Genomic DNA, 25950 nt, shown 5'->3' on the forward strand with positions numbered 1-25950 from the left:
TCAGTAGCATGTCACATGCGGCATTCCACCCCCGAGCCGCCTGCACGCGAGGGCGTCAGGCCAGCACCGGCAGCCCGGGGGGCGCACCGCGCTCCACCAGACCCAGCACCGCGTCGAGATCAAGGTGCTCCTCGACCGCGTCGGCCAGGGCGTCGATGCGCTGCTCGCGCGCGGCCGCGAAGCCCACCGACCCGGGCGTGAACGGCCGCGCCGATGAGCCTGCCACCTGTGCGAGCCAGGCCCGGCGCAGCGCGTCGCCCTCGAGGCTGCCGTGCCACATGGTGCCGTAGACCGCACCGCGGCGGGCCCCACCGAGGAAGGGCTCGTCGGCACCGAGCCGCACCCGGCCGTGGTGGATCTCGTACCCGCCGGCCACGACGCCGAGCGCCTCACCACGCGGCAGCCGCAACACCTTCTCGCGCTCGAACCGAGTGGTGACGTCGAGCAGCCCCAGGCCCTGAGCGCACGCACCCGCCGGGCCCTCGACGCCGTCGGGGTCGCTGACCTCGCGACCCAGCATCTGAAAGCCCCCGCAGATGCCCAGCACGGCGCCCCCGCGCGCGGTGTGCGCGGTCACCGCGTCGGCCAGCCCCCGGGCACGCAGCCACGCCAGGTCGTCCAGGGTCGCGCGCGTGCCGGGCAGCACCACGACGTCGGCCGAGGCCAGCCCGCGGGCGTCGCGCACGAACTCGACGTCGACGTCGGGCTCCAGGCACAGCGCGTCGACGTCGGTGAAGTTGCTGACGCGGGGCAGGACGACGACGGCGACACGCAGCCGCTGCGTGGCCGCGGCTGGGTCCGGGCGCGGCCGCGACTCCAGCGCGAGGGCGTCCTCGGAGTCGAGCCACAGGTCGTGCAGCCACGGCAGGACGCCGAGCACCCGCCGGCCGGTGAGCTGCTCGATCGAGTCCAGACCCGGTTGCAGCAACGAGACGTCGCCGCGGAACTTGTTGATGACGAAGCCGCTCAGCAGCGCCTGGTCGTCGGCGTCGAGCAGCGCGACGGTGCCGTAGAGGGCGGCGAACACGCCGCCGCGGTCGATGTCGCCCACGACCAGCGTCGGGATGTCGGCGTGGCGCGCCAGGCCCATGTTGACGTAGTCGTGGCGGCGCAGGTTGATCTCCGCCGGGCTTCCCGCGCCCTCGCACACGACGACGTCGTAGCGGCTGCGCAGGTCGTCGAAGGCCGCGAAGGCGGCCCGCGCCAGCTCGGCGCGGCCCGCCACGAAGTCGCGCGCCTCGAGCACCCCGTGCGGGCGGCCCATGACCACCACGTGACTGCGCTCGTCGCTGCCCGGCTTGAGCAGCACCGGGTTCATCGCGGCCTCGGGCTCGGCCCCTGCCGCGATTGCTTGCACCCACTGCGCACGCCCGATCTCGGCGCCGTCGGCGGTGACCATCGAGTTGTTCGACATGTTCTGCGCCTTGAACGGCGCGACCCGCAGCCCGCGCCGTCGCAGGGCGCGGCACAGTGCGGTCGTCACCACGGTCTTGCCGGCGTCCGACGTCGTGCCGGCGACCAGCAGCGTGCCGGTCATCGCTAGGACCGGGACGGCTCAGGCCCGGGGCGCACCGTCAGCGCCTGGTTCAGCGTGCCGAACGGGCCCGAGACGTCGTGGAGCACGCTCGTGGTGAGGCCGAGGCCGGTCGGCCCGAACGACACGCTGGTGTCGCAGCCCAGCCACTCCCCCTGCGGCGCACGGAAGAGGTGCGCGGTGAGGTCGACGTTCGGGAAGGCGACGTCGCGTGGGTCGACCCGCACGGTCATGCCGTTGGCGATGTCGAGCAAGCCGCACAGGCGGGCGAGGTCGCTCACCGGCTCGTCGACGAGCGGGACGTCGGTGCGCGCCCAGAACCGCGCGCGACCCGGCTCGTCCTGGGCGCGGCGCACCTCGGCGCTGCGGATGAAACCGCCGGGCCACACGGCGCCCGCGTCCCACGCCGGCAGCTCGTGCGGTGCCGGGATGGACGGCAGGGGCGTCCCGGCCAGCGCGGCGGTGTCGTGACGCTGCAGCAGCCAGGCGCGCGTCACCACCACCGCCCGGCCCGCGTGCGAGAGCACCGCCTCGACCAGCTCGATGGTGCGTCCGGGCCGCGTCACCCGCACCTGCACCGCCACCTCGGCCACCGGCACCGTGCCGAGGATGTCGTGCGAGACGCGGACGAGCTGCAGGTCGTCGTCGCGGCGTCGGTCGCGGTCGAGCTCCACGCAGTGCACCAGCAGGCCGAGCGCCGGCGCGATGTGCTGCTCGCTCAGCTCCCACGCCCCGCCGACGTGCTCGGTGGCCAGGAACCGGTCGCCGTCCAGCCGCTCGAAGTACGCCACGGGGTCACTTCATCACACGCCGTCAGCCCGTCACACGACCGGCCTCTGCGCAGCCGGTCGCGCCGCCGTCACCCTCTTCCGATCAGTGACGCCGCTGGGTTAGTGTCCGCTCTGTCCGATGTGCATGGACGCAAGTGTGGGGGGTACTCCCCCGCTCAGTACGCCCGATCGGGGGCGGGCATCGATCCCACAAAGGGGAAGCGATGCAGAAGTCGTTCACGCGGCGGCGCAGAACCGTCGCCGCAGTGGCGGGCGTGGCCCTGGCCACAACCGCGGTGGGGGCCTTCCAGGGCCGCCACGAGCTGCGCGAGAAGTGGCTGGAGCACCAGTGGGAGGGCCGCGGCTACAACGCGGCCGTCATGGAGAAGGCTCTGATGATCGCCGGCGGCAGCCCCGCTGAGGCGCAGAAGGAGTCCAAGGAGGCGTTCACCATCGCCGACGAGTTCCAGCAGGCGCGCACCGCGCCGTCCGGGATCGTCGCGCCCGGGGCCTACGGCTCGGCCTTCCGCGAGCTCACGTCCATGCCGCGCACTGCCGGCACCTGGCACGAGGTCACCAAGGTGCCCTACAACGCCGACGACCCGCGCTACCGCGACTGGTACTCCAACTCCAGCGGTGGTGCAGGGTACGTCACCGGCCGGATCACGGGCCTGGCCGCCGACAGCGCAAACCACGTGTACGCCGCCGGTGCCAACGGCGGCGTCTGGCGCTCGTCGCAGGGCGGTGGCAACTGGTCGCCCATCGCCGACGCCCTCCCCTCGCTGAGCGGTGGCGACCTGCAGCTCGCCACCGACGGATCCCTTTGGTACGCAACGGGTGAGGCGAACACCGGCGGCACGTCGTACGTCGGTGCGGGCGTCTACCGGCTCGCCAAGCCGTCGACTGGCACGTTCTCGCCGAGCGACCGCGTGGGCGGCCAGGAGCTCGAGTCGACGACGATCGGACGCGTGCGCGGGACGACGGGCTCCACCGTCTTCGCCGCCACCAACCGGGGCATCTGGTACCACTCCGCCACCTCGAACGCCGGCGCCTGGACGTTCGGCTTCGCGCCCAACATGTCGTGGATGCCGCAGATCAAGGACGACGACGGCAACGTGCTCGTGGCGGCCGGCTCCAACTGGAAGGGCGACACCGCCTCCGGCCCGACCAACGCGGCGTACAAGAACATCGTCAACGACATCGCGATCGACCCGAAGAACCCCAACCACGTCATCGCCGCCATCGGCTGGCGCTCAGGCGACACCTACAACGGGTTCTACGAGACGAACGACTTCGCGAAGGGCCCGTCGAGCTGGCACAAGCTCTCAGTGACCCTCGGCGGGATCACCAACACCAGCGACATCGGGTACACGACCTTCGCCTTCAGCAAGACCGGCGACAAGCTGTACGCGATGGTGCAGCAGCCCAGCAAGATCAACGGCTCCAGCTCGCTCGCCGGGATCTTCGTGTCGCGCAACGGCTCGCCAAGCGGTCCGTGGAACCAGATCGCCAACCAGCAGCAGCTGCACAACAGCGGCTCTGCCCTCGACCGCAAGGGTTACGGCGTCGGTGTCCAGGCCTGGTACAACCAGTTCCTCGCCGTCGACCCGGCTGACTCGGGCCACGTGTGGGCAGGCCTGGAGGAGGTCTTCGAGACCACCGACACCGGCTCGCACTGGAACGCGGTGTCGCCGTACTGGAACTTCTACTTCCCGTGCTGGAACATCGACGACGAGAAGAACACGTGCCCCCTCGCCGGGCACCCCGACCAGCACTCCGTGACGGTCGGAACCAAGAACGGCGCGCCGTACGTGTTCTTCGGCAACGACGGCGGCGTGTACAGCCGCCCGGTGCACGGCCAGGTCAACCGCAACGGCAACGCCACCGACCTGCAGTCGGAGTCGGCCGACGGCACGATGGACGCGCTGCAGTACTACTCGGTGTCGGTCGGAAAGAACCCCGAAGGCGGCGGCGTCGTCGTCTCCGGCGGCCTGCAGGACAACGGCGTCTCGAACCTGTTCGCCGTGAAGCCGGACGGCAGCAACGCCGACACCGAGATGGGCTCCAACTTCGGTGGTGACGGCGGCGACGGTGCCGCCGACCCCGCCAACGGCTGCAACCAGCTGCAGGAGTACGTCGCCCTCGCCATCAAGATCACGAACAACTGCGCCAAGAACCCCGGCGCGCTCAGCGAGGACGACGCCACCAGCCGGAGCCTCGACCCGGGTGACCCGTCGCCGCGGTTCATCGCGCCGATCGCGATCGACTCGAAGGACTCGAACGGGTTCATCACCGGCGGTCAGTACGTCTACACGTCCACCAAGGGGTGGGGCATGAAGGACGCCTCGGAGTGGACCAAGGCGTGGGACCTCGGCGTGGGCCACTCGGCCACCGCGGTCGCGATGCACGACGGTGTCGGCTACGTCACCTGGTGCGGCCCCTGCAACAACAGCGGGTTCACCCGGGGCGTCGCCACGAACGCCGGAGGCAAGTGGCACGACCTCACGCTGCCGGCCGACTTCCCGAACCGGTACCTCGCCGGCGTGGGCGTCGACCCGACGAACACCGACCACGCCTACATCGCGGTGAACGGCTTCTCCCGCCGCTTCACCGAGGGTCCGGGCGCCGGTGTCGGCCACGTCTACGAGACCGAGGACGGTGGTAAGACCTGGACCAACACCTCGGCGAACCTGCCCGACGTGCCGGCCAACTCCATCCGCCAGCTCAGCAACGGCGGGGTCGTGCTCGGCACCGACCTGGCGACCTTCTACCGCGCCAAGGGTGAGACGCAGTGGCAGGTGCTCGGCACCGGCCTGCCGACCACCACGGTGATGGACGTCGAGAGCGGCCCGGACGGGAACGTCTACGTCGCCACGCACGGCCGCGGCATCTGGAGCATCGCTTCGCCGAAGTGACCGCAGCCTGAACGCCGGTGGCCGTCCGCAGCAGCGGGCGGCCACTGGCGTCTGCCGGCAGCCCTAGCGGCCGAGGGCCGCCGCGCGCTCGGACCATCGCTTCCCAGCGGTCGGCGCCGCGCACCTGCCGTTCAGCGGACCTTCGTCCCAGCCAGCGGCCCCGGCACCGACCCATGATGTGGGCGTCGGCCCAGGACGGTGGTGGCGATGACGACGGCGCGTGACCTGCTCGAGCGCTTCCGTCCGGCCGGCGCGCCCGGATCTCCAGCGGCAGCTGGGGTGCCCGCCGACCGCGAACGGTCGCTGCGTGAGGAGCTCGAGCCGGTGCTCGACCTGCTCTCCCCCACCGAGTCCGAGTGCGACAACGCGCGCCAGCAGGCGCAGGCCGTCGCCGACCGGCTGCGCGCTGACGCCGCCGCCCGCGTCGCCGCCACGCTCACCTCGGCTCACCAGCGAGCGGAAGTGGCCCGGACCGAAGCCGCCGCCCGACAACGACGACATAGCGACCACGCCGCCGCCGCCGAGCTCGACGCAGCACACCACTGCGCGGCCACGGTGGCGAGCCGCGCCGCCGAACGCAGCCCGGCGCTGGTCGTCCGGGCCGTGGCCGCGGTGCAGCGGTTACTCGACGAGGCGCCGTCATGAGCGCCGGCTGGGTGGCCGGTGGGGTGCGCGCGCAGGCGATGTCGCGCCGCCGCCTCGGCGAGCAGGGTGCGCGCGACCTCGTGGCGACGGCCGATCTCACGGCCGCCGTCGACCGGCTCGTCGCCTCCCCCTACGGCCACGACGTCCGCCGCGGCATGGATCTCGCCGCTGCTCAGCACGCCGTGAGCCGAACCTACCTGTGGAACCTGCGCGTGCTCGCGGGGTGGCTGCCGAGGCCCGGCGTCGAGACGGTGCGGCTGCTGGCCGGCTGGGCCGAGCTCGCCAACCTCGAGCACCTGGTGGCGACCTTGCGCTCAGGCGCCGGCCCAGCCGGCCCCGTCGGCCCAGCCGGCCCCGTCGGCCCAGCCGGCGCGGCCACGCTTGGCCCGGCGCCGGTCGTCGGGCAGGTGGCCGCCCTCGCCGCTGACGCCTGGCTCACGCGGGCGGCCTTGGCCGCGACGTCGCGCGCCCAACCGCCGGAGGTGCTCGATGAGCTCCTCTGAACGGCGCCTGACACCAGTGCCCATGCGCCGCGTCGCGATCGTCGCCCCCGACTGGGCCGCGCGGGACGTGCTCACGCAGGTGGCGGACGCGGGCGTGGTCGAGCTGGAGCAACCCGGCGGCCAGCAAGCGGCGGTCGAGGACGTCGTCGGTGTCGCGGTCCGCTCCCGGTACGCGTCGGCCTGGGCTGGGTGGATGCCGACCGACGCAGCCGACCCCCTGGCTGTGCGGATCGGCGCCCGCGGCGGCGCCGTCGTCCCCCTGCCTCGGCCGCGCGGCGAGCAGCCCCCGACCCTGCTGCGACGGCGCTCGGGCTCGGCGTTCACCTCGCTTGTGGAGACGTACTCGACGGTGCCGTACGCCGACCTCGACCCGACGGTCTTCGCCGCCGTCGCGTACGTGGTGATGTTCGGGCTCATGTTCGGAGACGTCGGCCACGGGCTGCTCCTGCTCGGCCTCGGCCTCGCGGCGCGGCGCGGCCACTGGCGGCGGCTGCGGCGCCTGCGTCCGGCGGCGTCCGTCGTCATCGGCGCCGGCGCGGCCGCCACCGCCGCGGGGGCCGCGTACGGCGAGGTGTTCGGTCCCACCGGTGCGGTGCCGGCGCTGTGGCTCTCGCCGCTCGACGACCCGGTGCGGCTGCTCGTGGGCGGTCTGGCCGTCGGTGCGGTGCTGCTGGCCATGGCGTACGGCATCGGCACCGTCAACCGCGTGCGCGAGGGTGGATGGGCCTACGCCCTCTACGCCCCCTCCGGCATTGCCGGCGCCACGGTGTTCCTCGGCCTCGGTCTGCTGGTCGCGGGGGTGCTGACGGACTCCGGCTGGCTGGTCGTGGTGGCCACCGTCGTGTCGACATCCGGCCTCGGGCTGTCGTTCGTCGGCCTGTACGTCGGTGCCGGCCGAGGCGGATCAGCTGCGGCGCAGGCGGTCGTGGAGCTCGTCGACCTCGTGGTGCGACTGGGGTCGAACGTCGTCTCCTTCGCGCGGTTGGCGGCTTTCGGCCTGACCCACGCGGCGCTGGGCGCGGTGGTCTGGAGCGCCACGGCGGCTCTGTGGGGTCGCTCGGCGGCGGCCAGCGTCGCGGCAGTCGCCGTGCTGGTGGTCGGCAACGCCGTCGCCTTCGCCCTCGAGGCGCTCGTCGCCGCGGTGCAGGCCCTGCGCCTGGAGTACTACGAGCTGTTCTCGCGCGTCTTCGACCTCGAGGGCCGACCGTTCCGCCCCTGGCACGTCCCCCTGCGCCCGGCGCCCACGCCGGCCCCCGACCTCCTGGAGGCGTCGTCATGACCGCCGCTGCCGTCGTCGTCCCGGCCATCGCCGCTGTGCCGGTGACCGCGGGACTGCTGCTCGTCGTCCTGCGGACCGCGCGCCGCGCCCGGGGACATCCCGCGTGGCTGCTCGTCCTGCCGGCCGCGGTGCTCGCGACGTCGGTGGCGGTGCTCATGGTGGTGCTGACGAGCGAACCGGCACGAGCCGTCGCGCCGACCAGCGCGGCACTGCCGACGACGCTGTCTGCGGCATCGACCGGCTCGGCCTCGTGGGCGGCGCTGCTGGGTGCCGCGATCGCGGTGGCCGGGTCGTCGATCGGGGCCGCGATCGCCGTCGCGTACACCGGCGCAGCTGCGCTGGCGGCGATGAGCGAGCGGCCGGAGATCTTCGGCCGCGCGATGGTCGTGGTCGGCCTCGCCGAGGGCATCGCGATCTACGGGCTCGTCGTCGCCGTGATCCTCATCGGGAAGGCGTGACATGGGAGGCATCGCGGTGCTGGGGGAACGTACCCGCATCCCCGACCTGGCGGCTGGCGGAGCCGTGGCCTACATCGCCGACACACCGGAGGACGTGCGTCGCGCGTGGACCGAGCTGCTGGTGGACACCGCCGTGGTCGTGCTGACACCCGCTGCGGCACAGGCACTCCATGACCAGCTGGAGGTGCCGCCAGCTCCGGACCGGCCGCTCGTGGTGGTGATGCCGTCGTGACCGTGTCAGCGCACACGCCCACTGCCCCACCACCGGACGCGCCGGCCGCAGCGGCCCTCGGCCCTGTGCGCGCGGCACTGATGGACCACGCCCGCGCCGAGGGTGACGAGCTCGTGCGGGCCGCTCGCCGGGAGGCCGACGAGCTCATCTCACGCGCCGACGGTGAGGCGCGTGCGCTGGCGGCCCGCGCCGCCGCCGAGGGCCAGGCCGACGCCGCGGCCGCCCTGGCTGCCGACCAGGCGCGGTCCCGGCGCCGCGCCCGTGGCGTCGTCCTCGCGGCCCAGGCACGGGCCTACCGGGCGCTGCGTGAGCAGGTGCGGGCCGAGGCTCGACAGCTCGCCGACAGCGCGGGGTGGAGCCGCTGGTGCGACGCTCTGGAGATCCTGGCCCGCCAGGCGCTCCAGCCGGCCTCCTACGACCCGCAGGTCGAGCGGCTCCCCGACGGCGTGCGGGCCACGAGCGGCACCCGCAGCATCACGGTGACCCTCGCTGACCTGGCCGACGCGGCGGTCGACGAGCTCGGCGCTGACGTCGAGGAGCTGTGGCGGCCGTGACCGGGGTGGTGACGCGGGTCAGCGGGCCGCTCGTCGAGGTCGACGCCCTGCCCGGCGCCGCGATGGCCGAGCTCGTCACGCTCGGGCCACGCCGCCTGCTGGCCGAGGTGGTGGGGCTCGACGACGGGGTCGTGCGGACGCAGGCCTACGAGTACACGGGCGGTCTGCGTCCCGGAGACGCGGTCGAGCGCACGGCGCACCCGCTGTCGGCGCGGCTGGGTCCTCACCTGCTGGGTGGCGTCTTCGACGGCCTGCTACGACCGCTCGCGCGGGCGGGCGTCTGGCTCGGGCCCGGCGACGCGGCACCCATCGACGCGGCACCCATCGACGCGGCACCAATCGACGCGGCGGCGACCGACCCTGCACCGATCGACCCTGCACCGACCGACCCTGCACCGATCGACCCTGCACCGGCCGGTGACCCGGCCGCAGCGCGATGGCGCTGGGAGCCTGCGACCGCCACCGGCCGGCGCGTCGCGCCCGGTGACCTGATCGGCACGGTCTCCACCTCGGCCGCCCTGCCCCATCGCGTGATCGTGCCCCCGGACTGCGCCGGCCTCGTCACCGACGTCGCCCCTCCCGGCCCGGTCGAGGCCAGCACGGACGTCGCGGTGGTCGACGGCCACAACATCCCGCTCACGTCGTGGTGGCCGGTGAGGCACCCGCGGCCGGTGCGCGAGCGGCTCGAGACGCAAGCCCCCCTCGTCACCGGGCAACGCGTGATCGACCTGCTCTTCCCGATCGCCCGCGGCAGCACGGTTGCCGTCCCCGGAGGCTTCGGCACCGGTAAGACCGTTCTGCTGCAACAGGTGGCGAAGTGGTGCGATGCCGACGTCCTCGTCTACGTCGGCTGCGGTGAGCGCGGCAACGAGATGGCCGACGTCCTGGCGGAGCTCGCGACCATCGACGACCCGCGCACCGGCGGCCGCCTGCTCGAGCGGACGGTGATCGTGGCGAACACCTCCAACATGCCGATGATGGCGCGCGAGGCCAGTGTCTACGCCGCCGTCACGGTCGCCGAGTACTTCCGCGACATGGGCCTGCACGCGGTGGTGGTGGCGGACTCCACGTCGCGGTGGGCGGAAGCGTTGCGCGAGATGGCGTCTCGCTCCGGCGAGCTTCCGGCCGAGGAGGGCTACCCGGCCGGTCTGTCGTCGGCGTTGGCGGCGTTCTACGAGCGGGCGGGCCGATTCCGGACGCTCGGCGGACAGGAAGGCTCGGTGACGATCGTCGGGGCGGTGTCGCCACAGGGCGGCGACTTCACCGAGCCCGTCACGGCTCACACGCAGCGCTTCGTCCGGGCGCTGTGGACGCTCGACCGCGACCTCGCCTACGCCCGGCACTACCCCGCCGTCTCGTGGGCCGGCTCGTTCTCGCGGGACGTCCCCCACCTGGCCGCGTGGTACGCCCGTGCCGGCGACCCGGCGTGGGCGCGCCGGCGGGCGCGTGTCGCCGCCATGCTGGCCGAAGCCGACCGGCTCGCCGCGCTGGCCGACCTCATGGGGGTCAGCGCCCTTCCCGGTCACGAGCGGGTCGTCGTGCTTGGGGGCCGCCTGCTGCGTGAAGGCGTCCTGCAACAGTCCGCGCTCAGCGTGACCGACGCCCGGTGCGGCGCGGAACGGGCCGCCGCTCTCGTGGAGGCCGTGCTCGATGTCGTCGACACCTGCCACGCACTCGTCGCGCGCGGAGTGCCTGCTGCGGCGGTGGAGGAGGTCGACCTCACATCGATCCTGCGAGCGCGCGAGCTACCGGGCGGCGAGACCGCCGAGGCGCTATCGGCCATCGCCGCCGCCCGCGACGTCGTGCTCCGACGGCTCGAGGAGCTCACATGAGCCGGGCGACGTACCCGCGGGTCGAGCACTCCGCCGCCCAGCGCCTGCGCGGCCCGCTGCTCGTGGTGCGCGACGTCAAGGGCGTGGGGTGGGACGAGTACGCACGCATCCGGCTCGACACGGGCGAGGTGCGCCACGGTCTGGTGCTCGAGGTGACCCACGACCTCGCCGTTATCGAGGTGCTCGAGGGCACCGACGGCATGGGCCGGACGGCGACGCACGTGGCCTTCGACGGCGTGCCCCTGCGGGTACCGGTCGGCGAGGCCTGGCTCGGGCGCACCTGCAACGGGCGTGGTGAGCCGGTAGACGACGGGCCGCCCGTGCTGTGCAACGTCGACGCGGCCGTCGCCGGACGTCCCCTCAACCCGGTGCACCGCCTGCCGCCCAGCGAGCCGGTGCTCACGGGCGTCTCGGTGGTCGACGCGCTCACCACCTTGGTGCGCGGGCAGAAGCTGCCGATCTTCTCGTCCGCCGGCCTGCCCCATCTCGAGCTGGCGACGCAGCTCGCCGCGCAGGCGTCCGCCGGCGACGAGCCCTTCTGCGTGGTGTTCGCGGGCATCGGCCTGACGCACGCCGACGCCGCCTCGGTGCGTGATGCGCTCGAGCAGCGGTCGGCGTCCGGTGAGCTGGTGCTCGTGGTCAACACCGCCGACGACCCGGTGGTGGAGCGGGTGCTGACGCCCCGCATCGCGTTGACGTTGGCCGAGCACCTGGCCTTCGTGGGCGACCGGCACGTCCTGGTGGTGCTCGCCGACATGACGAGCTACTGCGAGGCGGTGCGTGAGGTGTCGGCCGCCCGCGGCGAGATCCCGGCGCGCCGGGCGTATCCCGGCTACCTCTACAGCGACCTCGCCTCCCTGTACGAGCGCTGCGGTCGCATCGCCGGACTCCCCGGTTCGGTGACGCTGGTTCCGGTGCTCACCATGCCCGGCGGCGACATCACCCACCCAGTACCCGATCTCACCGGCTACATCACCGAAGGTCAGATCGTGCTGTCTGCGACCGTCTCCGCACGGGGCACGTATCCGCCGGTCGACCCCCTGTCGTCGCTGTCGCGGCTGATGCGCCGAGGGGCCGGGCCGGGCCGCACCCGCGACGACCACCTCGACGTCGCCGCGCAGCTACTGTCGGCGCTGGCCCGCGCGCGGCAGGTCCGCGAGCTGGCCGAGCTCGTGGGCGAGGCGGCCCTGGGGGCCACCGACCGGCTGTACCTGCAGTTCGCGGAGGCCGTCACCGACGTGCTGGTGACCCAGCGGGTCGACGAACGGCGCAGCCTCGACGACACCCTGGACCGCGCGTGGCAGGCGCTGTCCGCGCTACCGCGCCAGGAGCTCGCCATGCTCTCCCCGGCCCAGCTCGACGCCCACTACGCCGTGGCGGTCCCCAGCGGCGGCGCACCGTGAGCACCGTCCGGGGACTGCCGCCCGGCCGGGCCGGCCGCACGTGGCTGGCCGGCCGCCTGCAGGCCAGCCGCCGCGCCGGCGACCTGCTCGACCGCAAGCTGCGGATCCTGCGCCACGAGCGCGCCCGCGCCGCACACCGGGCCGCGCAGGCCGAGCGGCTGTGGATCGCCGCGTGGCGCGACGCGGAGTGGTGGGGGCTGCGGGCGAGCCTGCTTGCGCCCCCGGGTGGTCAGGCCGTGAGCCGCCAGGCTCGGGTGAGCGTCCGGTGGGCTGCCGTGATGGGGGCGCGGTACCCCAGTTCGGTGCAGGTGAGCCGCGACGACGACCCGACCGCGCCGCTCGCGGTGTCAGCGGCGGCCACCTGCGCCGCGCACGCGGCCGCCGAGGCCGTGGCCCGGGCGGCCGACGCGGCCGCGGCACGAGCCGCGCTCGGTGCGGTCGACCACGAGATCGAGGGGACGCAGCTACGGCTGCGGGCGATCGAGCACAGCTGGGTGCCGCGGCTGCAGCAGCAGGCCGACGCCCTCGACCTCATCCTGGCCGAGAACGAGACGACCGAGGCGGTACTTCGCAAGCTGGCCGCGGGAGGGCCGAACGATGACTGACGCACCCGCCCCGTCCGGGCAGCCCAGCCGTGTCGTGGTGGGGGTCGACGACTCCCCCGCGGCGCTTCGCGCGGCCCGCGTCGCCGTCGCGGTGGCTGCCACGGCCCACTGCCCGCTGCTCGTCGTCACGGTGCTCAGCGACGGCGTGCTGGCGCGCGCCCTCGGCCGGGCAACGAGCGAACCGCTCACCGAGCAGCGCCGCGTGGCCGCCGCAGGGTCGATGGTGCGGCACACCGTGCAGCTCGCCCGCGACGTCGGCCTCGACGTCGAGGGCCGCGAGGTCGAGGGATCGCCAGGCGAGGCGCTGCTGACGGCCGCCCGCCGGTGGGGCGGCGACCTGGTGATCCTCGGCCGCAACCAGGCCGGTGCGCACACCTACGGCCGGGTCGGCGGCGTGGCGTTGCACGTCCTCGAGCTGAGCGACGTCCCCGTGCTCGTGGTGCCCTGAAGCCCGCGCGGTCAGGCGTAGGCACGCTCGGCGGCCGCGCAGAGCTGCTGCTGCGGCCACCGGAGCCGCACGACCACCAGCACGAGCAGGGTCGCGGCGGCGGCCAGCACCACGGCGAAGGCCGGGCTCGTCGCGTCACTCAGCGCCCCGACCACCACGAAGGCCACCGCCGACACCAGCGCGAATCCCGATCCAGCCAGGGCGCTCAGCCGCCCGCGCAGGTGGTCGGGGCTGAGCAGCGAGAACGTGGCCATGAGCGGCACCATGAAGCCCTGGAAGGCGCCCGCGAGGAAGAACAGCACCACCGCGACCGGCCACGGCGGCGCGATCGCGAGCACCAGCAGCGGCACGGGCACGCACATCGCCAGCAGCACGAGCCGCCGGACCTGCACCACCGGCTGCCACCGGCTGATCACCAGCACGCTCACGAAGGCACCGAAGGGGCTGGCCGCCAGCAGCAGACCGCCGGCCGCCGTCGACGCACCGTGCGACGCGGCGTACGGCAGCGCCACCGCCTCGGGAGCGATGAACACCAGCAGCATCAACCAGGCCAGCAGCATCAGGGCGCGCAGGGACACGTCCGTGCGCAGGTAGGCGATGCCGATCCGCACGTCGTCGACGAGGTCGCGCACGCCCGGCACCCCGCCGTCCGAGGCCGCTGGCCGCGGCCGGACGAAGGCAGCGATGAGCACACCGGACACCGCGAACGTCGCGGCGTCGACCCACAGCGCGCGGTCGGCGCCGAGAGCCGCGACGACCACCCCACCGAGCGCTACGCCTGCGACCTGGTTGAACTGGAACGACATCTGCATGAGCGAGCTCGCCCGCAGGTAGAGAGCTCGCTCGTGGAAGAGCTCGGTGAGCAGGGCCCTGCTGGCCGCGAAGAACGGCGCTCCCGCCAGCTCGACGAAGAAGAGCAGCACCAGCAGCCCGGCGGTCGACATGCCGCGGATGACAGCCACCACCAGCAACGTCAGCGCCGCCGCGCGCAGCACGTCGCAGCCGACCATGAGCGTGCGGCGCGGCAACCGGTCGGCGTACGGCCCGAGCAGCGCCTGCCCGAACACCTTCGGCAGGAAGCTGACGGCGAAGACGGCCGCGGCGAAGAACGCCGAACCCGAGCGGTGCAGCACCAGCGCGGCGATGGCGACCCGGGCCAGCTGGTCGCCCCAGTCCGACAGCACGCGGGCGAGGTACAGCCCGAAGAACTCGCGGCTGCGCAGCGCCCGAGCGTAGGACGGCATGCGCATGTCGCCCCCGTCCGCCGTCCCCGCGCTCACCGGCCGAACGCTACCGGATCGGACATTGGGCGCGAGTCTCCTGCCGTCTGTGCCATTGGCAGTCCGCATGGCTCGGTGGGTGCCGCTCATCCGTAGAACACCCGCTCGACCACCGCGCGAGCACGTCGCGTGGTGCGCCGGTAGTCGTCGACCAGCTGCGCGGCCGACCCCGGCGGGTAGCCCACGATCCGGGCGACGCCCTCGAGGTCGCGCAGGTCGCTCGGCAGCGCGTCGACCGGGCGGCCGCGCCACAGCACGGCCGCGTTGCGCAGCCGCGAGGCCAGCTGCCACGCCGCAGCCATCGCCTCTGCGTCCGCCTGGTCGATCAGGTCGTGCTCGTGGGCGACCCGCAGCGCCGTCATGGTGCCGGTGTGCCGCAGCCCTGGCACGTCGGCGGCGTGCCGCAGCTGGAGCAGCTGGACGGTCCACTCGACGTCGGCGAGGCCGCCTCGGCCCAGCTTGAGGTGCCGGCCGGGATCCGCGCCGCGCGGCAGGCGCTCGGACTCGACACGAGCCTTGATGCGCCGCACCTCGCGCACCTCCGCGTCGCTCAGCCCTGCCGCGGGCCAGCGCACGGCGTCGATGAGCGCCCGGAAGCGCTCGGCCAGCTCCGCGTCGCCCGCTACCGGCGTCGCCCGCAGCAGGGCCTGCGCCTCCCACACGAGCGACCACCGCTCGTAGTAGGCGGCGTACGACGCCAGCGAGCGCACGAGCGGCCCCTGCTTGCCCTCGGGTCGCAGGTCGGCGTCCAGCTGCAGCGACGGGTCGGGCCCCGGGCCGGCGAGCAGCCGCCGCAGCTCGCCTACCACCGCCAGCGCAGCCGCCTGCGCCTCCTCCTCGTCAGCGCCCTCGACCGGGTCGTGCACGAACACGACGTCGGCGTCGCTGCCGTAGCCCAGCTCGCGGCCGCCGAAGCGACCCATCGCGACAACCAGCAGGCGCGTCGGCAACGGCCCGCCGCGCTCGGCCTCGACGACCCGGACGGCGACCGCCAGCGCTCCCTCGACCACCGCGGCCGCGACGTCGGTGAGGGCCCGCTCGACGTCGTCGAGGTCGAGGCGACGCAGCAGGTCGGCGGTGGCGACCCGGAACAGCTCGCGCCGGCGCACGCTGCGCGCTGCGGTCACGGCCTTCTGCGGGTCGTCGAAGCGGCGGACGACGGCGCTCACCTCGGCCCGCAGCGCCTCGCCGGTGCGCGGCAGGAGGCCGCCGTCGTCGGCCAGCAGCTGCACCGACTCGGGCGCTCGCAGCAGCAGGTCGCCGGCGAAGCGGCTGCGGGCCAGGACGTGCGCGAGCCGCTCGGCCGACGACCCCTCGTCGCGCAGCATCTTGAGGTACCAGTGCGTCGTGCCCAGCTCGTCACTGACCCGACGGAAGGCCAGCAGCCCGGCGTCCGGGTCGGCCTCGTCGGCGAACCAGCCCAGCATCACCGGCAGCAGCTGGCGCTGGATGGCCGCGCGGCGGCTGACGCCGTCGGTGAGGGCGGCGAGGTGGCGCAGGGCACCGGCGGGGTCGCGGTAGCCCAGCGCGAGCAGCCGCGTCGAGGCCGCCTCCGGCGTCATGCGCACCTGGTCGCTCGAGAGGCGGGCCACGGCGCTCAGCAGCGGGCGGTAGAAGAGCCGCTCGTGGATGCGACGCACTTCGCGCGCCTGCGACCTCCAGGCCGCCGCCACCGCCTGCTCGGGGTCGGCGCGCTCGCCGAGCTGGCGGCCCAGGCGGCGCAGGTCGACCGCGGACGTCGGCATCAGGTGGGTGCGCCGCAGGCGGAACAGCTGGATGCGGTGCTCGAGGGTGCGCAGCAGGCGGTACGCGGCGTCGAGCACCGCGGCGTCGTCGCGGCCGACGTAGCCTGCGCGCGCGAGCTCGGCCAAGGCCTCCAGCGTGCTGCCCGAGCGCACGGCGTCGTCGACGCGACCGTGCACGAGCTGCAGCAGCTGCACGCTGAACTCCACGTCGCGCAGGCCACCGCGACCGAGCTTGAGCTGGCGGTCGGCCTCGGCGGCGGGGACGTGCTCCTCGACCCTGCGGCGCATCGCCTGGACGTCCTCGACGAAGTCCGGCCGCTCCGCCGCCGACCACACCAGCGCCGACGTCAGCTCGACGAACCGGCGCCCCAGGTCGGTGTCGCCGGCTACCGGCCGGGCCTTCAGCAGCGCCTGAAACTCCCAGGTCTTGGCCCAGCGCTCGTAGTACGCGGCGTAGCTGTCGAGCGTGCGGACGAGCGGGCCATCACGGCCCTCGGGGCGCAGGTTCGCGTCGACCGGCCACAGCGTGCCCTCGGTGGTCGACACCGAGCACGCGCGCATCGTGCCCGTCGCGAGCTGCTGGGCCGTAGCCAGGGCCGCCTGACCCGTGTCGCCGTCCATCTCTTGCGCTGCAACGGGTTCGGCGATGAAGAGGACGTCGACGTCGCTGACGTAGTTGAGCTCGCGGCCACCGCACTTGCCCATGCCGATGACGGCGACCCGGCATGGGGCGGCCCCGGGGGGCAGCTCGGCTCGCGCCACCGCCAGGCCGGCCTCGAGGGCTGCGGCCGCGAGGTCCGCGAGCTCGCGGGCGACGCTGTCGACGACGGCCGTCGGCTCGGGCGTGGTCAGGTCGCGGCCGGCGATGGCCAGTAGCTGGTGCCGGTAGGCCACCCGCATGCGGTCGTGCGCCTCGTGTCCGGCGCAGTCGGCGACGGGCTCAGGCGCGGCCGGGTCGGCACCGACGGCCCGCAGGAGGCCCGCCCGCAGCTCGGCGGCGTCAGCAGGGGTGTCGCGGGTGAGCGCCGTCCAGTGCTCCGGGTGCCGCGCGAGGTGGTCGGCCAGCGCGGACGACGAGCCGAGCACCGCGAACAGCCGGTCGCGCAGCGGACCCGCGACGCGCACCGCCTGCAGGAGGTGACCAATGTCCGCCTGCCGCACGAGGGGGTCGTCGGGATCGCGACGTGCCATGTCGCGCAGCGACTCCATGAGCCGGACGAGCCCGAGCAGGGCGAGGTCGGGGTCGGGGCTCTCGGCGAGGTCGCGCACGATGTCGTCGTCGAACACCTCGTCGAGGGGGTCGAGCAGGCCGGTCACCGCGGGATCGGACAGCAGCCGCTCCGCGCGCCCAGGGTCGGCGAACCCGAGCCGCACCAGGCGTGCGGCGCGGCTGCTTCCGCGCGACGACGTCACGCGGGGCTCACAGCATCGGCAGGTAGCGATCGAGCTCGAACTGCGTGATCTGCGCGCGGTACTCCTGCCACTCCGCGCGCTTGTTCCGCAGGAAGAAGTCGAAGACGTGCTCCCCGAGCGTCTCGGCGACGAGCTCGCTGTCCTCCATGACGTGGATCGCCTCGGCCAGGGACGTCGGCAGCTGGCGGATCCCCAGCGCCTTGCGCTCGGCCTCCGACAGCGACCACACGTCGTCCTCGGCCTCGTCGGGCAGCTCGTACCCCTCCTCGATGCCCTTCAGCCCGGCGCTGAGGACGACGGCGAAGGCGAGGTAGGGGTTGCAGGCGCTGTCGATCGAGCGCATCTCGATGCGCGTCGACTGGCCCTTCGACGGCTTGTACATCGGGATCCGCACGAGCGCCGAGCGGTTGTTGTGCCCCCAGCAGACGTAGCTCGGCGCCTCGCCACCACCCATGAGGCGCTTGTAGGAGTTGACCCACTGGTTGGTGACGGCGGTGATCTCGGCGGCGTGCCGCAGCAGGCCGGCGATGAACTGGCGGCCGGTCTTGCTCAGCTGGTACGGCGCGCCCGCCTCGTGGAAGGCGTTGCCGTCGCCGGCGAACAGCGACAGGTGCGTGTGCATGCCCGAGCCCGGGTGCTCGGTGAACGGCTTGGGCATGAAGGTCGCGTAGATGCCCTGCTCGAGCGCGACCTCCTTGATGACCGCGCGGAAGGTCATGATGTTGTCGGCCGTGGTGAGCGCGTCGGCGTAGCGCAGGTCGATCTCGTTCTGGCCCGGGCCGCCCTCGTGGTGGCTGAACTCCACCGAGATGCCCATCGACTCCAGCAGGGTGATGGCCTGGCGCCGGAAGTCGTGGGCCGTGCCGTGCGGCACGTGGTCGAAGTAGCCGGCCTGGTCGACCGGCACCAGCGGCTCACCCGCCTTGCGCTTCTCGAGCAGGAAGAACTCGATCTCGGGGTGGGTGTAGAAGGTGAAGCCCAGGTCGGACGCCTTGGCCAGCGCGCGCTTCAGCACGTTGCGCGGGTCGGCGAACGACGGCGTGCCGTCGGGCAGCAGGATGTCGCAGAACATCCGTGCGGTGCCTGGGCTCTCGCCGCGCCACGGGAGCACCGAGAACGTGCTCGGGTCGGGGCGCACGAGCATGTCGGCCTCGTAGACCCGGGCGAAGCCCTCGATGGCGCTGCCGTCGAAGCCGATCCCCTCGGCGAACGCCCCCTCGAGCTCGGCCGGCGCGACGGCCACCGACTTCAGGGTGCCGAGGACGTCGGTGAACCACAGCCGCACGAAGCGGATGTCCCGCTCCTCGATGGTGCGGAGCACGAACTCCTGCTGCCTGTCCATGCGCGTCATCCTAGGGTCCGCACGTTGCGCCGACGTTTCGTCGTCCACACCGGGTTCGTGCGGCGATGGGTGCGGCGGGGTGGTCGTGATCGCGACACCTTCGCCGCACCCACGCCCGCTCGCGTCGTCCACAGATCGTCCACGTGCCCTTTCGGGGCGTGCCGGCGTCGGCCAGCCTCGTCGACATGGACGACGGGGCCGGGGTCGCCGCGCTGTTCGCCCGCCAGCACGGCCTCGCGACGCGGGCCCAGCTCTACGAGCTCGGGCTGACGAGGGCCGCCCTTCGCTGGCGGCTGGGGAGGGGCTGGCGCGCCGTCGCCGGACCGGTCGTGAGCTCGAGCACCCAGCGGCTGTCGCCTCGCCAGCGGGTGGTCGCGGCTCAGCTGCTGGCTGGCCCGGACGGTGTGCTGTCCGGTGACCACGCCGTGCTGTTGCACGGGCTCTCGGCCGGGCGCGGCCACCGACCGGTGCACGTGCTCGTCCCCATGAACCGGGACTCGCGATCGGTGGCCTTCGTGCAGGTCACGCGGACGCGCCGCCCGGTCGAGCGCCCGCTCCGAGACGGCCTCCTGCGTGTCGCCCCGCTACCGCGCGCCGTGGTCGACACCGCGCGCTGGGCGTCGACCCTCGACCACGCCCGGGCCGTCGTCATCGAGGCGGTGCAGACCAGACGCGCCGACCTCGATGACCTCCAGCACGAGCTGGACGCCGGACCCCGCCGCGGCAGCGCCCTCGCGCGCCAGGCGATTGCCGACGCGCGCGCCGGCGCGTGGTCGGCGCCCGAGGCCGAGCTGCTCGACGCGCTCGGGGCGAGCACGCTGCTGCCACCTGTGGTCGCGAACCCCGTGCTGACTGTGGCCGGGCAGCAGCTGCTCTCACCGGACCTCTGGATCGACGATGTCGCTCTCGCCCTCATGGTGCACTCACGGCGACACATGAGAGCGGCGCCGATTGGGAGTCCACGGTGGAGGACGACGGCGAGCTCACGGCGCACGGCGTGACCGTCCTCGCCTTCACCCCGCGCTCCATCGCCCTGCGCCCTGGGCACGTGCGACACCGCGTGGAACGCACCTACCTCGAGCTCAAGGGCTCGGGACGGCGGCGGCCGGCGGTCCTGATGACGCCTCGCCTCGGCTGACGCGCCGGCCCGACGATACGGGGATGGGTGCGGCTATCGGGTCGTGATCGCGACACCTTCGCCGCACCCACGTCCGCTCGCCGGCGTCAGCCCGCGGCGAGGACCGCCATGGCTGCGGCCCGGCCGGGGATGCCGCTCACTCCCCCGCCCCGCCGCGCGCCGGCGCCGCACAGGAGCACGCGCGGGTGCGCCGTCTCGACCCCCCAGCGGCCGACGTCGGCAGCGTCCTCGGCCCACGGCCACGACAGGTCGCGGTGGAAGATGTTGCCGCCCGGCAGGCCGACGTCACCCTCGAGGTCGACCGGAGTGCGCGCCTCCACGGCCGGCTCGCCCGACGCCGTGCGCAGCAGGCAGTCCTCGATCGGCTCGGCCAGCACGGAGTTCAGCGAGCGCAGCGTGGCCGCGAGCGCCTGCTCGCGAGCGCCGTCGTTGTCGTCGCGGAACAGCCGCGCCGGCATGTGCAGCCCGAAGAGCGTGAGGGTGTGCGCACCCGCGGCCCGCAGCTCGGGCCCGAGGATCGAGGGGTCCGACAGCGAGTGGCAGTAGATCTCGCACGGTGGCACGTCGGGGATGCGCCCCGCCGAGGCCTGCTCGTACGCCACCTGCAGCTGGGCGTAGCCCTCGTTGACGTGGAAGGTGCCGCTGAAGGCAGCGGCCGGGTCGACGTCGCCGTCGCGCAGCCGGGGCAGCCGGCTCAGCAGCAGGTTGACCTTGAGCTGCGACCCTTCGGGCGCCTCGCCGGCGTCCTCCCCCAGGAGCCGGGCGAGGGTGGACGGCGCGCACCCGGCGAGCACGTGACCGGCGCCCACCGTGTGCTGGGCCCCCGAGTCGTCGGTGTACGTCACCTCGCCGTCCGGGCTGACCGCGGTGACCTCCGCGCGCGTCACCAGCCGCGCGCCGGCGCTGCGGGCGGCGTCCGCGAGCGCCCCGCTCACCGCGCCCATGCCACCCACCGGCACGTCCCAGTCGCCGGTGCCGCCGCCCACCACGTGGTAGAGGAAGCAGCGGTTCTGGCGCAGGTCGGCCGACCCAGCGGACGCGAAGGTGCCGATGAGTCCGTCGGTGAGGACGACGCCGCGCACCGTGTCGTCGGCGAAGGAGCGCTCGACGAGGTCGCCCAGCGGCTGCTCGACGACGCTCGCCCAGGCCTCGTCGTCGTCCACGCGTCGCCGCATCGCCTCGGCTGACAGCAGCGGCTCGGTCATGGTCGGGAAGACGCGCTGGGCGATCCGGCCGGTCATGGCGTAGAAGCGCTGCCACGCAGCCGCGTCGGACGCCGAGGCCGCGCGTTCGAACGACCGTGCGGTGGCCTCGGGGTCGCCGTTGTCGACGAGCAGCCCGCGCTCCGGAGCTCCCGGAACCGGTGTGTACGAGGAGTACCGACGCCGCACCAGCTGCAGCGACAACCCCAGCTCGTCGACCACCTGGCGCGGCAGCAGCGACACGAGGTAGCTGTAGCGCGACAGCCGCGCGTCCAGGCCCTCGAACACCGGAGCCGACACGGCGGCTCCGCCCACGTGGTCGAGCCGCTCGAGCACCAGCACCGACCGGCCGGCGCGCGCGAGGTAGGCCGCAGCCGTCAGGCCGTTGTGCCCGCCGCCCACCACGACCACGTCGTACCGATCTCCCCGGCCGCGCCGCTGCTCGCTCATGGGCGCTGACCCTAGCCTCCGGTGTGACGACGGGCACGGGTCGCGACGGCACCCGCTGCCCCTAGGCTCGGGGGCATGCCGCAGCTGCGACTCGCGCTCGCCCAGGTGGATGCCGTCCTCGGGGACCTCGAGGGCAACGCCCGCATGATCCGCGAGTGGACCGCTCGCGCCGCCGACTCCGGCGCCCAGCTCGTCGCGTTCCCCGAGATGGTGCTCACCGGCTACCCGGTCGAGGACCTCGCGCTGCGTCGGTCCTTCGTCGACGCCTCGCGCTCGGCGGTGCTGCGGCTCGCCGCCGACCTCGCGAGCGACGGCTTCGGGCAGTTGCCGGTCGTGGTCGGGTACCTCGACCGCGCCGAGGGCCGCGACGCCGACACCGACGGCGACGGCGTCTCGGAGGACGGCCGCACCGGCATCCCGAAGGGCATGCCGCAGAACTGCGTGGCGGTGCTGCACCAGGGGCGCGTGGCGGCCCGGTACGCCAAGCACCACCTGCCGAACTACGGCGTCTTCGACGAGTTCCGCATCTTCGTGCCGGGCCACGGCCTCACGGTGGTGCGCGTCGGGGACGTCGACGTCGCGCTCGCCATCTGCGAGGACCTCTGGCAGGACGGCGGCCCGGTGGCCAGGACGCGCGAGGCGGGCGCCGAGCTGCTCCTGGTGGTGAACGGCTCGCCGTACGAGCGGTGCAAGGACGACACGCGGCTCGACCTCGTGCGACGGCGTGCGGCGGAAGCCGGCTGCACCCTGGCCTACCTCAACCTCGTCGGAGGCCAGGACGACCTCGTCTTCGACGGCGACTCGGTGGTCGTCTCTGCCGGCGGCGAGGTGCTGGCCCGCGCACCGCAGTTCACCGAGCACCTGCTGACGGTCGATCTCGACCTGGCGGCCTCGACGGTCGACGCCGACGGGGACGGACCCGACGTCCGGCACGTGGTGCTGAGCGAGGAGCCCTTGCCGGAGCGCACGCCCGAGCCCCCGACGATCGCGACCCGGCTGGACGACGACGCCGAGGTGTGGTCGGCGCTGGTCACGGGACTGTCGGGCTACGTGCGCAAGAACGGCTTCTCGTCGGTGGCTATCGCGATGTCGGGAGGTATCGACTCGGCGGTGGTCGCCGCCCTGGCCGCCGACGCGCTCGGCGGTCGGCACGTCTTCGGCATCTCGATGCCCAGCGAGTACTCCAGCGACCACAGCAAGGACGACGCCGCAGACCTCGCGCAGCGCATCGGCGCCGACTACCGCGTCGAGCCCATCGCCGACGCGGTGGCGGTGCTGCAGCGCCAGCTCGGCTTCACCGGTGTCGCCGAGGAGAACCTGCAGGCCCGAGTGCGCGGTCTGATCCTCATGGGGATCTCGAACTCAGAGGGCCACCTGGTGCTGGCCACCAGCAACAAGAGCGAGCTCGCCGTCGGCTACTCCACGCTCTACGGCGACAGCGTCGGGGGCTTCGCGCCGCTCAAGGACGTGCCGAAGACGCTGGTGTGGCAGCTGGCGCGCTGGCGCAACGCCGAGGCCGAGCGACTCGGGCAGACGCCACCGATCCCCGAGCGCTCGATCGCCAAGCCGCCCTCGGCCGAGCTGCGGCCCGGCCAGACCGATCAGGACTCGTTGCCGCCGTACGAGGTGCTCGACCCCGTGCTCGAGCGCTACGTCGTCGAGGCCGAAGGGCGCTCCGAGCTCGTCGAGGAGGGCTTCGACCCCGAGGTGGTCGACCGCGTCGTGGGCCTGGTCGACCGCGCGGAGTGGAAGCGGCGGCAGTTCGCACCGGGTCCCAAGATCTCGCGCGTCGCCTTCGGCCGCGACCGCCGTCTGCCCATCACGAGCCGTTGGCGGGAGAACGAGCCGGGGTCCCCGGCCGCGCCCGCCGACCAGCCGACCGCCAAGGAGCCCCAGTGACCGAGCACCCGAGTGACCCCGCGGCCGAGCAGCCCGCGCCGTACGGCACCGGGCCGCAGCACCAGGCCGGCGCCGGGGCGGTGCCCGCGCGTCGCGTGCGCGTGCACCACCTGCAGCAGGCCAAGGAGCGCGGCGAGCGCTTCGCGATGCTCACGGCCTACGACCAGATGTCGGCGGAGATCTTCGACGAGGCCGGCATCGACGTCCTGCTCGTGGGTGACTCGGCAGCCAACAACGTGCTCGGGTACGAGACGACGGTGCCGATCACGGTCGACGAGATGATCCCGCTGGTGCGCGCCGTCGCCCGCAGCGCCCGACGCGCGCTGGTGATCGCCGACCTGCCGTTCGGGTCCTACCAGGGGTCACCGCAGCAGGCGCTCGCCACCGCGACCCGCATGATGAAGGAGGGCCTCGCGCACGGCGTGAAGCTCGAGGGCGGACGTCGCGTGGCCGAGCACGTGGAGGCCGTCGTGGCCGCCGGCATCCCCGTCATGGGGCACCTCGGCTTCACGCCGCAGAGCGAGCACGTGCTCGGCGGCTACCGCGTGCAGGGGCGCGGCGACCAGGGCGAGCAGCTCGTGAAGGACGCCTGCGCGCTGCAGGACGCCGGCGCCTTCTCGGTGGTGCTGGAGATGGTCCCCGCGCCCGTGGCCGCGCAGATCACCGAGGTGCTCAAGGTGCCCACCATCGGCATCGGGGCCGGGCCGGACTGCGACGCCCAGGTGCTCGTGTGGCAGGACATGGCGGGCCTGCGCGGCGGCAAGATGGCGCGGTTCGTCAAGCAGTACGCCGACCTGCGGGGCACGCTGCTGCAGGCGGCCCGCGCCTACGCCGACGACGTGCGGGGCGGCGCCTTCCCCACCGCGGAGCACTCCTTCGAGTCCTGACCTCTTCTCATCGCGCCCGATTCGTGCCAGGGTCGGCCCACCGTTGCTCGGGGGAGCCACCTGGAAGGACTCGTCGACGTGACCCGCTCGAGGCGCCTGTACTGCACCGTCGTCACCACCACCGCCGCCGCGCTCGCCGTGGCCTGGGCCGCACCCGCCGGAGCCGCCTCGAGCGGCAGCACCGGCAGCACCGGCAGCACCGGCAGCGCCAGCGTGTTCAAGGTCAACCCCGTGCAGTCGTCCGGCGACCAGTCGCTCACGGACAGCAAGGACTCCGCGACCGCCGTCCCGGTGAGCGAGTACGCCACCGTGACGCTCACGAACCTCGACGGCTCGGGCTACCTGCGTGGTGACTGGGCCAACGTCGTCAGCGAGACCGGCCCGGCCGCCTACTCCCCCACCAACATCTTCACCTACCGGCGCGACGACGACCGGTTCGAGCAGGTCATGGCGTACTACTGGGTCACCCAGGCCCAGCTGTACCTGCGCTCACTCGGTTTCGGCGCCGACCTGCCCGCCGTCAACGCCGAGAGCCAGGACGTGCGCACCAACCAGTACGGCGTCGACAACTCCTACTCCACCGACCACAAGGACTTCCTGCGCTTCGGCAAGGGCGGGGTCGACGACGCCGAGGACGCCGAGGTGATCGTCCACGAGTACGGACACGCGGTGCACGACGCCCAGGTGCCCGGCTTCGGCTCGTCCCTGGAGTCGGGCAGCATCGGCGAGGCCTTCGGTGACTACCTCGCGGTGACCGTCAGCGAGCACGTCCGCCAGCAGCAGGGCTGGCCGCTCAACGCGGCGGTCACGTGCGTCGCCGACTGGGACTCGACGTCGTACACCCGGGCGCCGCACTGCCTGCGCACGCTCGCCGAGAACAAGCACTACCCCGAGGACGTCGTGGGAGAGGTGCACGCGGACGGCGAGATCTGGTCGCAGGCGCTGTGGAGCATCCGGACGGCGCTCGGCGCCACCCGGGCCGACCGGGTCATCGTCGACGCGCAGTTCCGCTTCGCGCCGGACACCTCGTTCGCCGCCGCCGCCCAGCAGACCGTCGCCACCGCTCGCAGCATGTACGGCAAGCAGGCCGCGGACGCCGTCACCGCCGCGTTCCACGCCCGCGGCATCCTCTGACTCCCGTTCGGCGCGCCGGCGCCGGGAAAGCACTGGGGTTCTCACCGTGAGACAAGGCAGGATGAGGGCATGAGCGGACAGTCGAAGAACTCGGGCCAGGGCGCCTCGGACGACGTGAAGGCCAAGTTCCGGGAGGCGCTGGCCCGCAAGAACGGTCGGCACGAGGAGCACGAGGGCGATCGGCCGGACTCCGTCGTCCACGCCCACACCGGCCCGGCGAAGGCGCAGCGGCAGTTCCGCCGCAAGTCCGGCGGCTGAGGGGTCCGGCCCCGGCAGGCTCGA

Annotated in this window: 23 protein-coding genes; 17 read left to right on the plus strand and 6 right to left on the minus strand. The window is 73.6% G+C overall.

Going from position 1 to position 25950, the window contains the following annotated elements; genetic code table 11:
• Nucleotides 1-55 precede the first annotated feature (55 nt).
• Nucleotides 56-1537, minus strand: coding sequence for a cobyric acid synthase (locus ASD06_RS12050; protein ID WP_056677674.1), 1482 nt, complete (start codon nucleotides 1535-1537; stop codon nucleotides 56-58).
• A 2-nt stretch (nucleotides 1538-1539) separates the two neighbouring features.
• Nucleotides 1540-2325, minus strand: a complete 786-nt coding sequence (locus tag ASD06_RS12055; protein ID WP_056677677.1) for a thioesterase family protein — start codon at nucleotides 2323-2325, stop codon at nucleotides 1540-1542.
• Between the two features lie 203 nt (nucleotides 2326-2528).
• On the opposite strand from ASD06_RS12055, the gene ASD06_RS12060 reads away from it, so the two are divergent.
• The 11 genes from ASD06_RS12060 (at nucleotide 2529) to ASD06_RS12110 (ending at nucleotide 13178) form a co-directional block, all read left to right on the plus strand.
• Nucleotides 2529-5219, plus strand: a complete 2691-nt coding sequence (locus ASD06_RS12060; RefSeq protein WP_056677680.1) for a hypothetical protein — start codon at nucleotides 2529-2531, stop codon at nucleotides 5217-5219.
• 207 nt (nucleotides 5220-5426) lie between these two features.
• A complete protein-coding gene (locus ASD06_RS12065; RefSeq protein WP_056677683.1) occupies nucleotides 5427-5864 on the plus strand; it encodes a hypothetical protein in 438 nt (145 codons plus the stop codon).
• On the plus strand, nucleotides 5861-6367 hold the full coding sequence (locus ASD06_RS12070) for a hypothetical protein (protein WP_056677687.1): 507 nt from the start codon (nucleotides 5861-5863) through the stop codon (nucleotides 6365-6367). The genes ASD06_RS12065 and ASD06_RS12070 overlap by 4 nt, the downstream gene beginning before the upstream one ends.
• Before the next feature lie 22 nt (nucleotides 6368-6389).
• Nucleotides 6390-7646: a V-type ATPase 116kDa subunit family protein gene (locus ASD06_RS12075; RefSeq protein WP_082537972.1), complete on the plus strand. Its 1257-nt coding sequence runs from the start codon at nucleotides 6390-6392 to the stop codon at nucleotides 7644-7646.
• The gene (locus tag ASD06_RS12080) at nucleotides 7643-8104 is read left to right on the plus strand and encodes an ATP synthase subunit C (protein ID WP_056677693.1); all 462 of its coding nucleotides are present in this window, start codon (nucleotides 7643-7645) and stop codon (nucleotides 8102-8104) included. Before ASD06_RS12075 ends, ASD06_RS12080 begins: the two co-directional genes overlap by 4 nt.
• Before the next feature lies 1 nt (nucleotide 8105).
• Complete coding sequence (locus tag ASD06_RS12085; RefSeq protein WP_056677696.1) at nucleotides 8106-8336, plus strand: hypothetical protein; 231 nt, start codon at nucleotides 8106-8108, stop codon at nucleotides 8334-8336.
• Nucleotides 8333-8890 (plus strand): hypothetical protein, encoded by a 558-nt coding sequence (locus ASD06_RS12090; RefSeq protein ID WP_157371683.1) that lies wholly within the window; start codon nucleotides 8333-8335, stop codon nucleotides 8888-8890. Before ASD06_RS12085 ends, ASD06_RS12090 begins: the two co-directional genes overlap by 4 nt.
• Nucleotides 8878-10722 carry a V-type ATP synthase subunit A gene (locus tag ASD06_RS12095; protein WP_056677702.1) on the plus strand — a complete coding sequence of 615 codons (1845 nt, stop codon included), beginning with the start codon at nucleotides 8878-8880 and terminating at the stop codon, nucleotides 10720-10722. The genes ASD06_RS12090 and ASD06_RS12095 overlap by 13 nt, the downstream gene beginning before the upstream one ends.
• The gene (locus ASD06_RS12100) at nucleotides 10719-12125 is read left to right on the plus strand and encodes a V-type ATP synthase subunit B (protein ID WP_056677705.1); all 1407 of its coding nucleotides are present in this window, start codon (nucleotides 10719-10721) and stop codon (nucleotides 12123-12125) included. Before ASD06_RS12095 ends, ASD06_RS12100 begins: the two co-directional genes overlap by 4 nt.
• Nucleotides 12122-12730 (plus strand): V-type ATP synthase subunit D, encoded by a 609-nt coding sequence (locus ASD06_RS12105; protein ID WP_056677707.1) that lies wholly within the window; start codon nucleotides 12122-12124, stop codon nucleotides 12728-12730. Before ASD06_RS12100 ends, ASD06_RS12105 begins: the two co-directional genes overlap by 4 nt.
• Entirely contained in the window at nucleotides 12723-13178 is a 456-nt protein-coding gene (locus ASD06_RS12110) for a universal stress protein (RefSeq protein WP_082537974.1), read from the plus strand. Before ASD06_RS12105 ends, ASD06_RS12110 begins: the two co-directional genes overlap by 8 nt.
• An 11-nt stretch (nucleotides 13179-13189) precedes the next feature.
• Here ASD06_RS12110 and ASD06_RS12115 read toward each other — a convergent pair whose 3' ends face one another.
• From ASD06_RS12115 to glnA, 3 genes are all read right to left on the minus strand, one after another.
• Complete coding sequence (locus ASD06_RS12115; RefSeq protein ID WP_162248075.1) at nucleotides 13190-14458, minus strand: MFS transporter; 1269 nt, start codon at nucleotides 14456-14458, stop codon at nucleotides 13190-13192.
• An 86-nt stretch (nucleotides 14459-14544) separates the two neighbouring features.
• Nucleotides 14545-17616 (minus strand): bifunctional [glutamine synthetase] adenylyltransferase/[glutamine synthetase]-adenylyl-L-tyrosine phosphorylase, encoded by a 3072-nt coding sequence (locus ASD06_RS12120; RefSeq protein WP_056677715.1) that lies wholly within the window; start codon nucleotides 17614-17616, stop codon nucleotides 14545-14547.
• A 7-nt stretch (nucleotides 17617-17623) separates the two neighbouring features.
• Nucleotides 17624-18958 carry a type I glutamate--ammonia ligase gene (gene glnA / locus ASD06_RS12125; RefSeq protein ID WP_056677876.1) on the minus strand — a complete coding sequence of 445 codons (1335 nt, stop codon included), beginning with the start codon at nucleotides 18956-18958 and terminating at the stop codon, nucleotides 17624-17626.
• Nucleotides 18959-19101: 143 nt separating this feature from the next.
• Between glnA and ASD06_RS12130 the strand changes: the two genes are divergently transcribed.
• Complete coding sequence (locus ASD06_RS12130) at nucleotides 19102-19959, plus strand: type IV toxin-antitoxin system AbiEi family antitoxin domain-containing protein (protein WP_157371684.1); 858 nt, start codon at nucleotides 19102-19104, stop codon at nucleotides 19957-19959.
• Nucleotides 19956-20096, plus strand: coding sequence for a hypothetical protein (locus ASD06_RS18920; RefSeq protein ID WP_157371685.1), 141 nt, complete (start codon nucleotides 19956-19958; stop codon nucleotides 20094-20096). The genes ASD06_RS12130 and ASD06_RS18920 overlap by 4 nt, the downstream gene beginning before the upstream one ends.
• Nucleotides 20097-20182: 86 nt before the next feature.
• Here the strand turns inward: ASD06_RS18920 and ASD06_RS12135 are convergent, their stop codons facing one another.
• The gene (locus tag ASD06_RS12135; RefSeq protein WP_056677720.1) at nucleotides 20183-21748 is read right to left on the minus strand and encodes an NAD(P)/FAD-dependent oxidoreductase; all 1566 of its coding nucleotides are present in this window, start codon (nucleotides 21746-21748) and stop codon (nucleotides 20183-20185) included.
• A gap of 75 nt (nucleotides 21749-21823) precedes the next feature.
• On the opposite strand from ASD06_RS12135, the gene ASD06_RS12140 reads away from it, so the two are divergent.
• From ASD06_RS12140 to ASD06_RS12155, 4 genes are all read left to right on the plus strand, one after another.
• A complete protein-coding gene (locus tag ASD06_RS12140) occupies nucleotides 21824-23647 on the plus strand; it encodes an NAD+ synthase (RefSeq protein WP_056677723.1) in 1824 nt (607 codons plus the stop codon).
• A complete protein-coding gene (gene panB / locus ASD06_RS12145) occupies nucleotides 23644-24534 on the plus strand; it encodes a 3-methyl-2-oxobutanoate hydroxymethyltransferase (RefSeq protein WP_056677725.1) in 891 nt (296 codons plus the stop codon). The genes ASD06_RS12140 and panB overlap by 4 nt, the downstream gene beginning before the upstream one ends.
• 78 nt (nucleotides 24535-24612) lie before the next feature.
• Nucleotides 24613-25668, plus strand: coding sequence for a M4 family metallopeptidase (locus ASD06_RS12150; RefSeq protein ID WP_200942129.1), 1056 nt, complete (start codon nucleotides 24613-24615; stop codon nucleotides 25666-25668).
• 69 nt (nucleotides 25669-25737) lie between these two features.
• On the plus strand, nucleotides 25738-25926 hold the full coding sequence (locus ASD06_RS12155; RefSeq protein ID WP_056677728.1) for a DUF5302 domain-containing protein: 189 nt from the start codon (nucleotides 25738-25740) through the stop codon (nucleotides 25924-25926).
• The last annotated feature ends 24 nt before the right edge of the window (nucleotides 25927-25950 follow it).

Source organism: Angustibacter sp. Root456 (genome assembly GCF_001426435.1).
GTDB lineage: Bacteria > Actinomycetota > Actinomycetes > Actinomycetales > Angustibacteraceae > Angustibacter.

Bases quoted from the DNA above. Each gene is read 5' to 3' on its own strand.
- ASD06_RS12050 (WP_056677674.1), bottom strand. From the start codon at position 1,537: ATGACCGGCACGCTGCTGGTCGCCGGCACGACGTCGGACGCCGGCAAG.
- ASD06_RS12060 (WP_056677680.1), top strand. From the start codon at position 2,529: ATGCAGAAGTCGTTCACGCGGCGGCGCAGAACCGTCGCCGCAGTGGCG.
- ASD06_RS12065 (WP_056677683.1), top strand. From the start codon at position 5,427: ATGACGACGGCGCGTGACCTGCTCGAGCGCTTCCGTCCGGCCGGCGCG.
- ASD06_RS12070 (WP_056677687.1), top strand. From the start codon at position 5,861: ATGAGCGCCGGCTGGGTGGCCGGTGGGGTGCGCGCGCAGGCGATGTCG.
- ASD06_RS12075 (WP_082537972.1), top strand. From the start codon at position 6,390: ATGCGCCGCGTCGCGATCGTCGCCCCCGACTGGGCCGCGCGGGACGTG.
- ASD06_RS12080 (WP_056677693.1), top strand. From the start codon at position 7,643: ATGACCGCCGCTGCCGTCGTCGTCCCGGCCATCGCCGCTGTGCCGGTG.
- ASD06_RS12085 (WP_056677696.1), top strand. From the start codon at position 8,106: ATGGGAGGCATCGCGGTGCTGGGGGAACGTACCCGCATCCCCGACCTG.
- ASD06_RS12100 (WP_056677705.1), top strand. From the start codon at position 10,719: ATGAGCCGGGCGACGTACCCGCGGGTCGAGCACTCCGCCGCCCAGCGC.
- ASD06_RS12110 (WP_082537974.1), top strand. From the start codon at position 12,723: ATGACTGACGCACCCGCCCCGTCCGGGCAGCCCAGCCGTGTCGTGGTG.
- glnA (WP_056677876.1), bottom strand. From the start codon at position 18,958: ATGGACAGGCAGCAGGAGTTCGTGCTCCGCACCATCGAGGAGCGGGAC.
- ASD06_RS12135 (WP_056677720.1), bottom strand. From the start codon at position 21,748: ATGAGCGAGCAGCGGCGCGGCCGGGGAGATCGGTACGACGTGGTCGTG.
- ASD06_RS12140 (WP_056677723.1), top strand. From the start codon at position 21,824: ATGCCGCAGCTGCGACTCGCGCTCGCCCAGGTGGATGCCGTCCTCGGG.
- ASD06_RS12155 (WP_056677728.1), top strand. From the start codon at position 25,738: ATGAGCGGACAGTCGAAGAACTCGGGCCAGGGCGCCTCGGACGACGTG.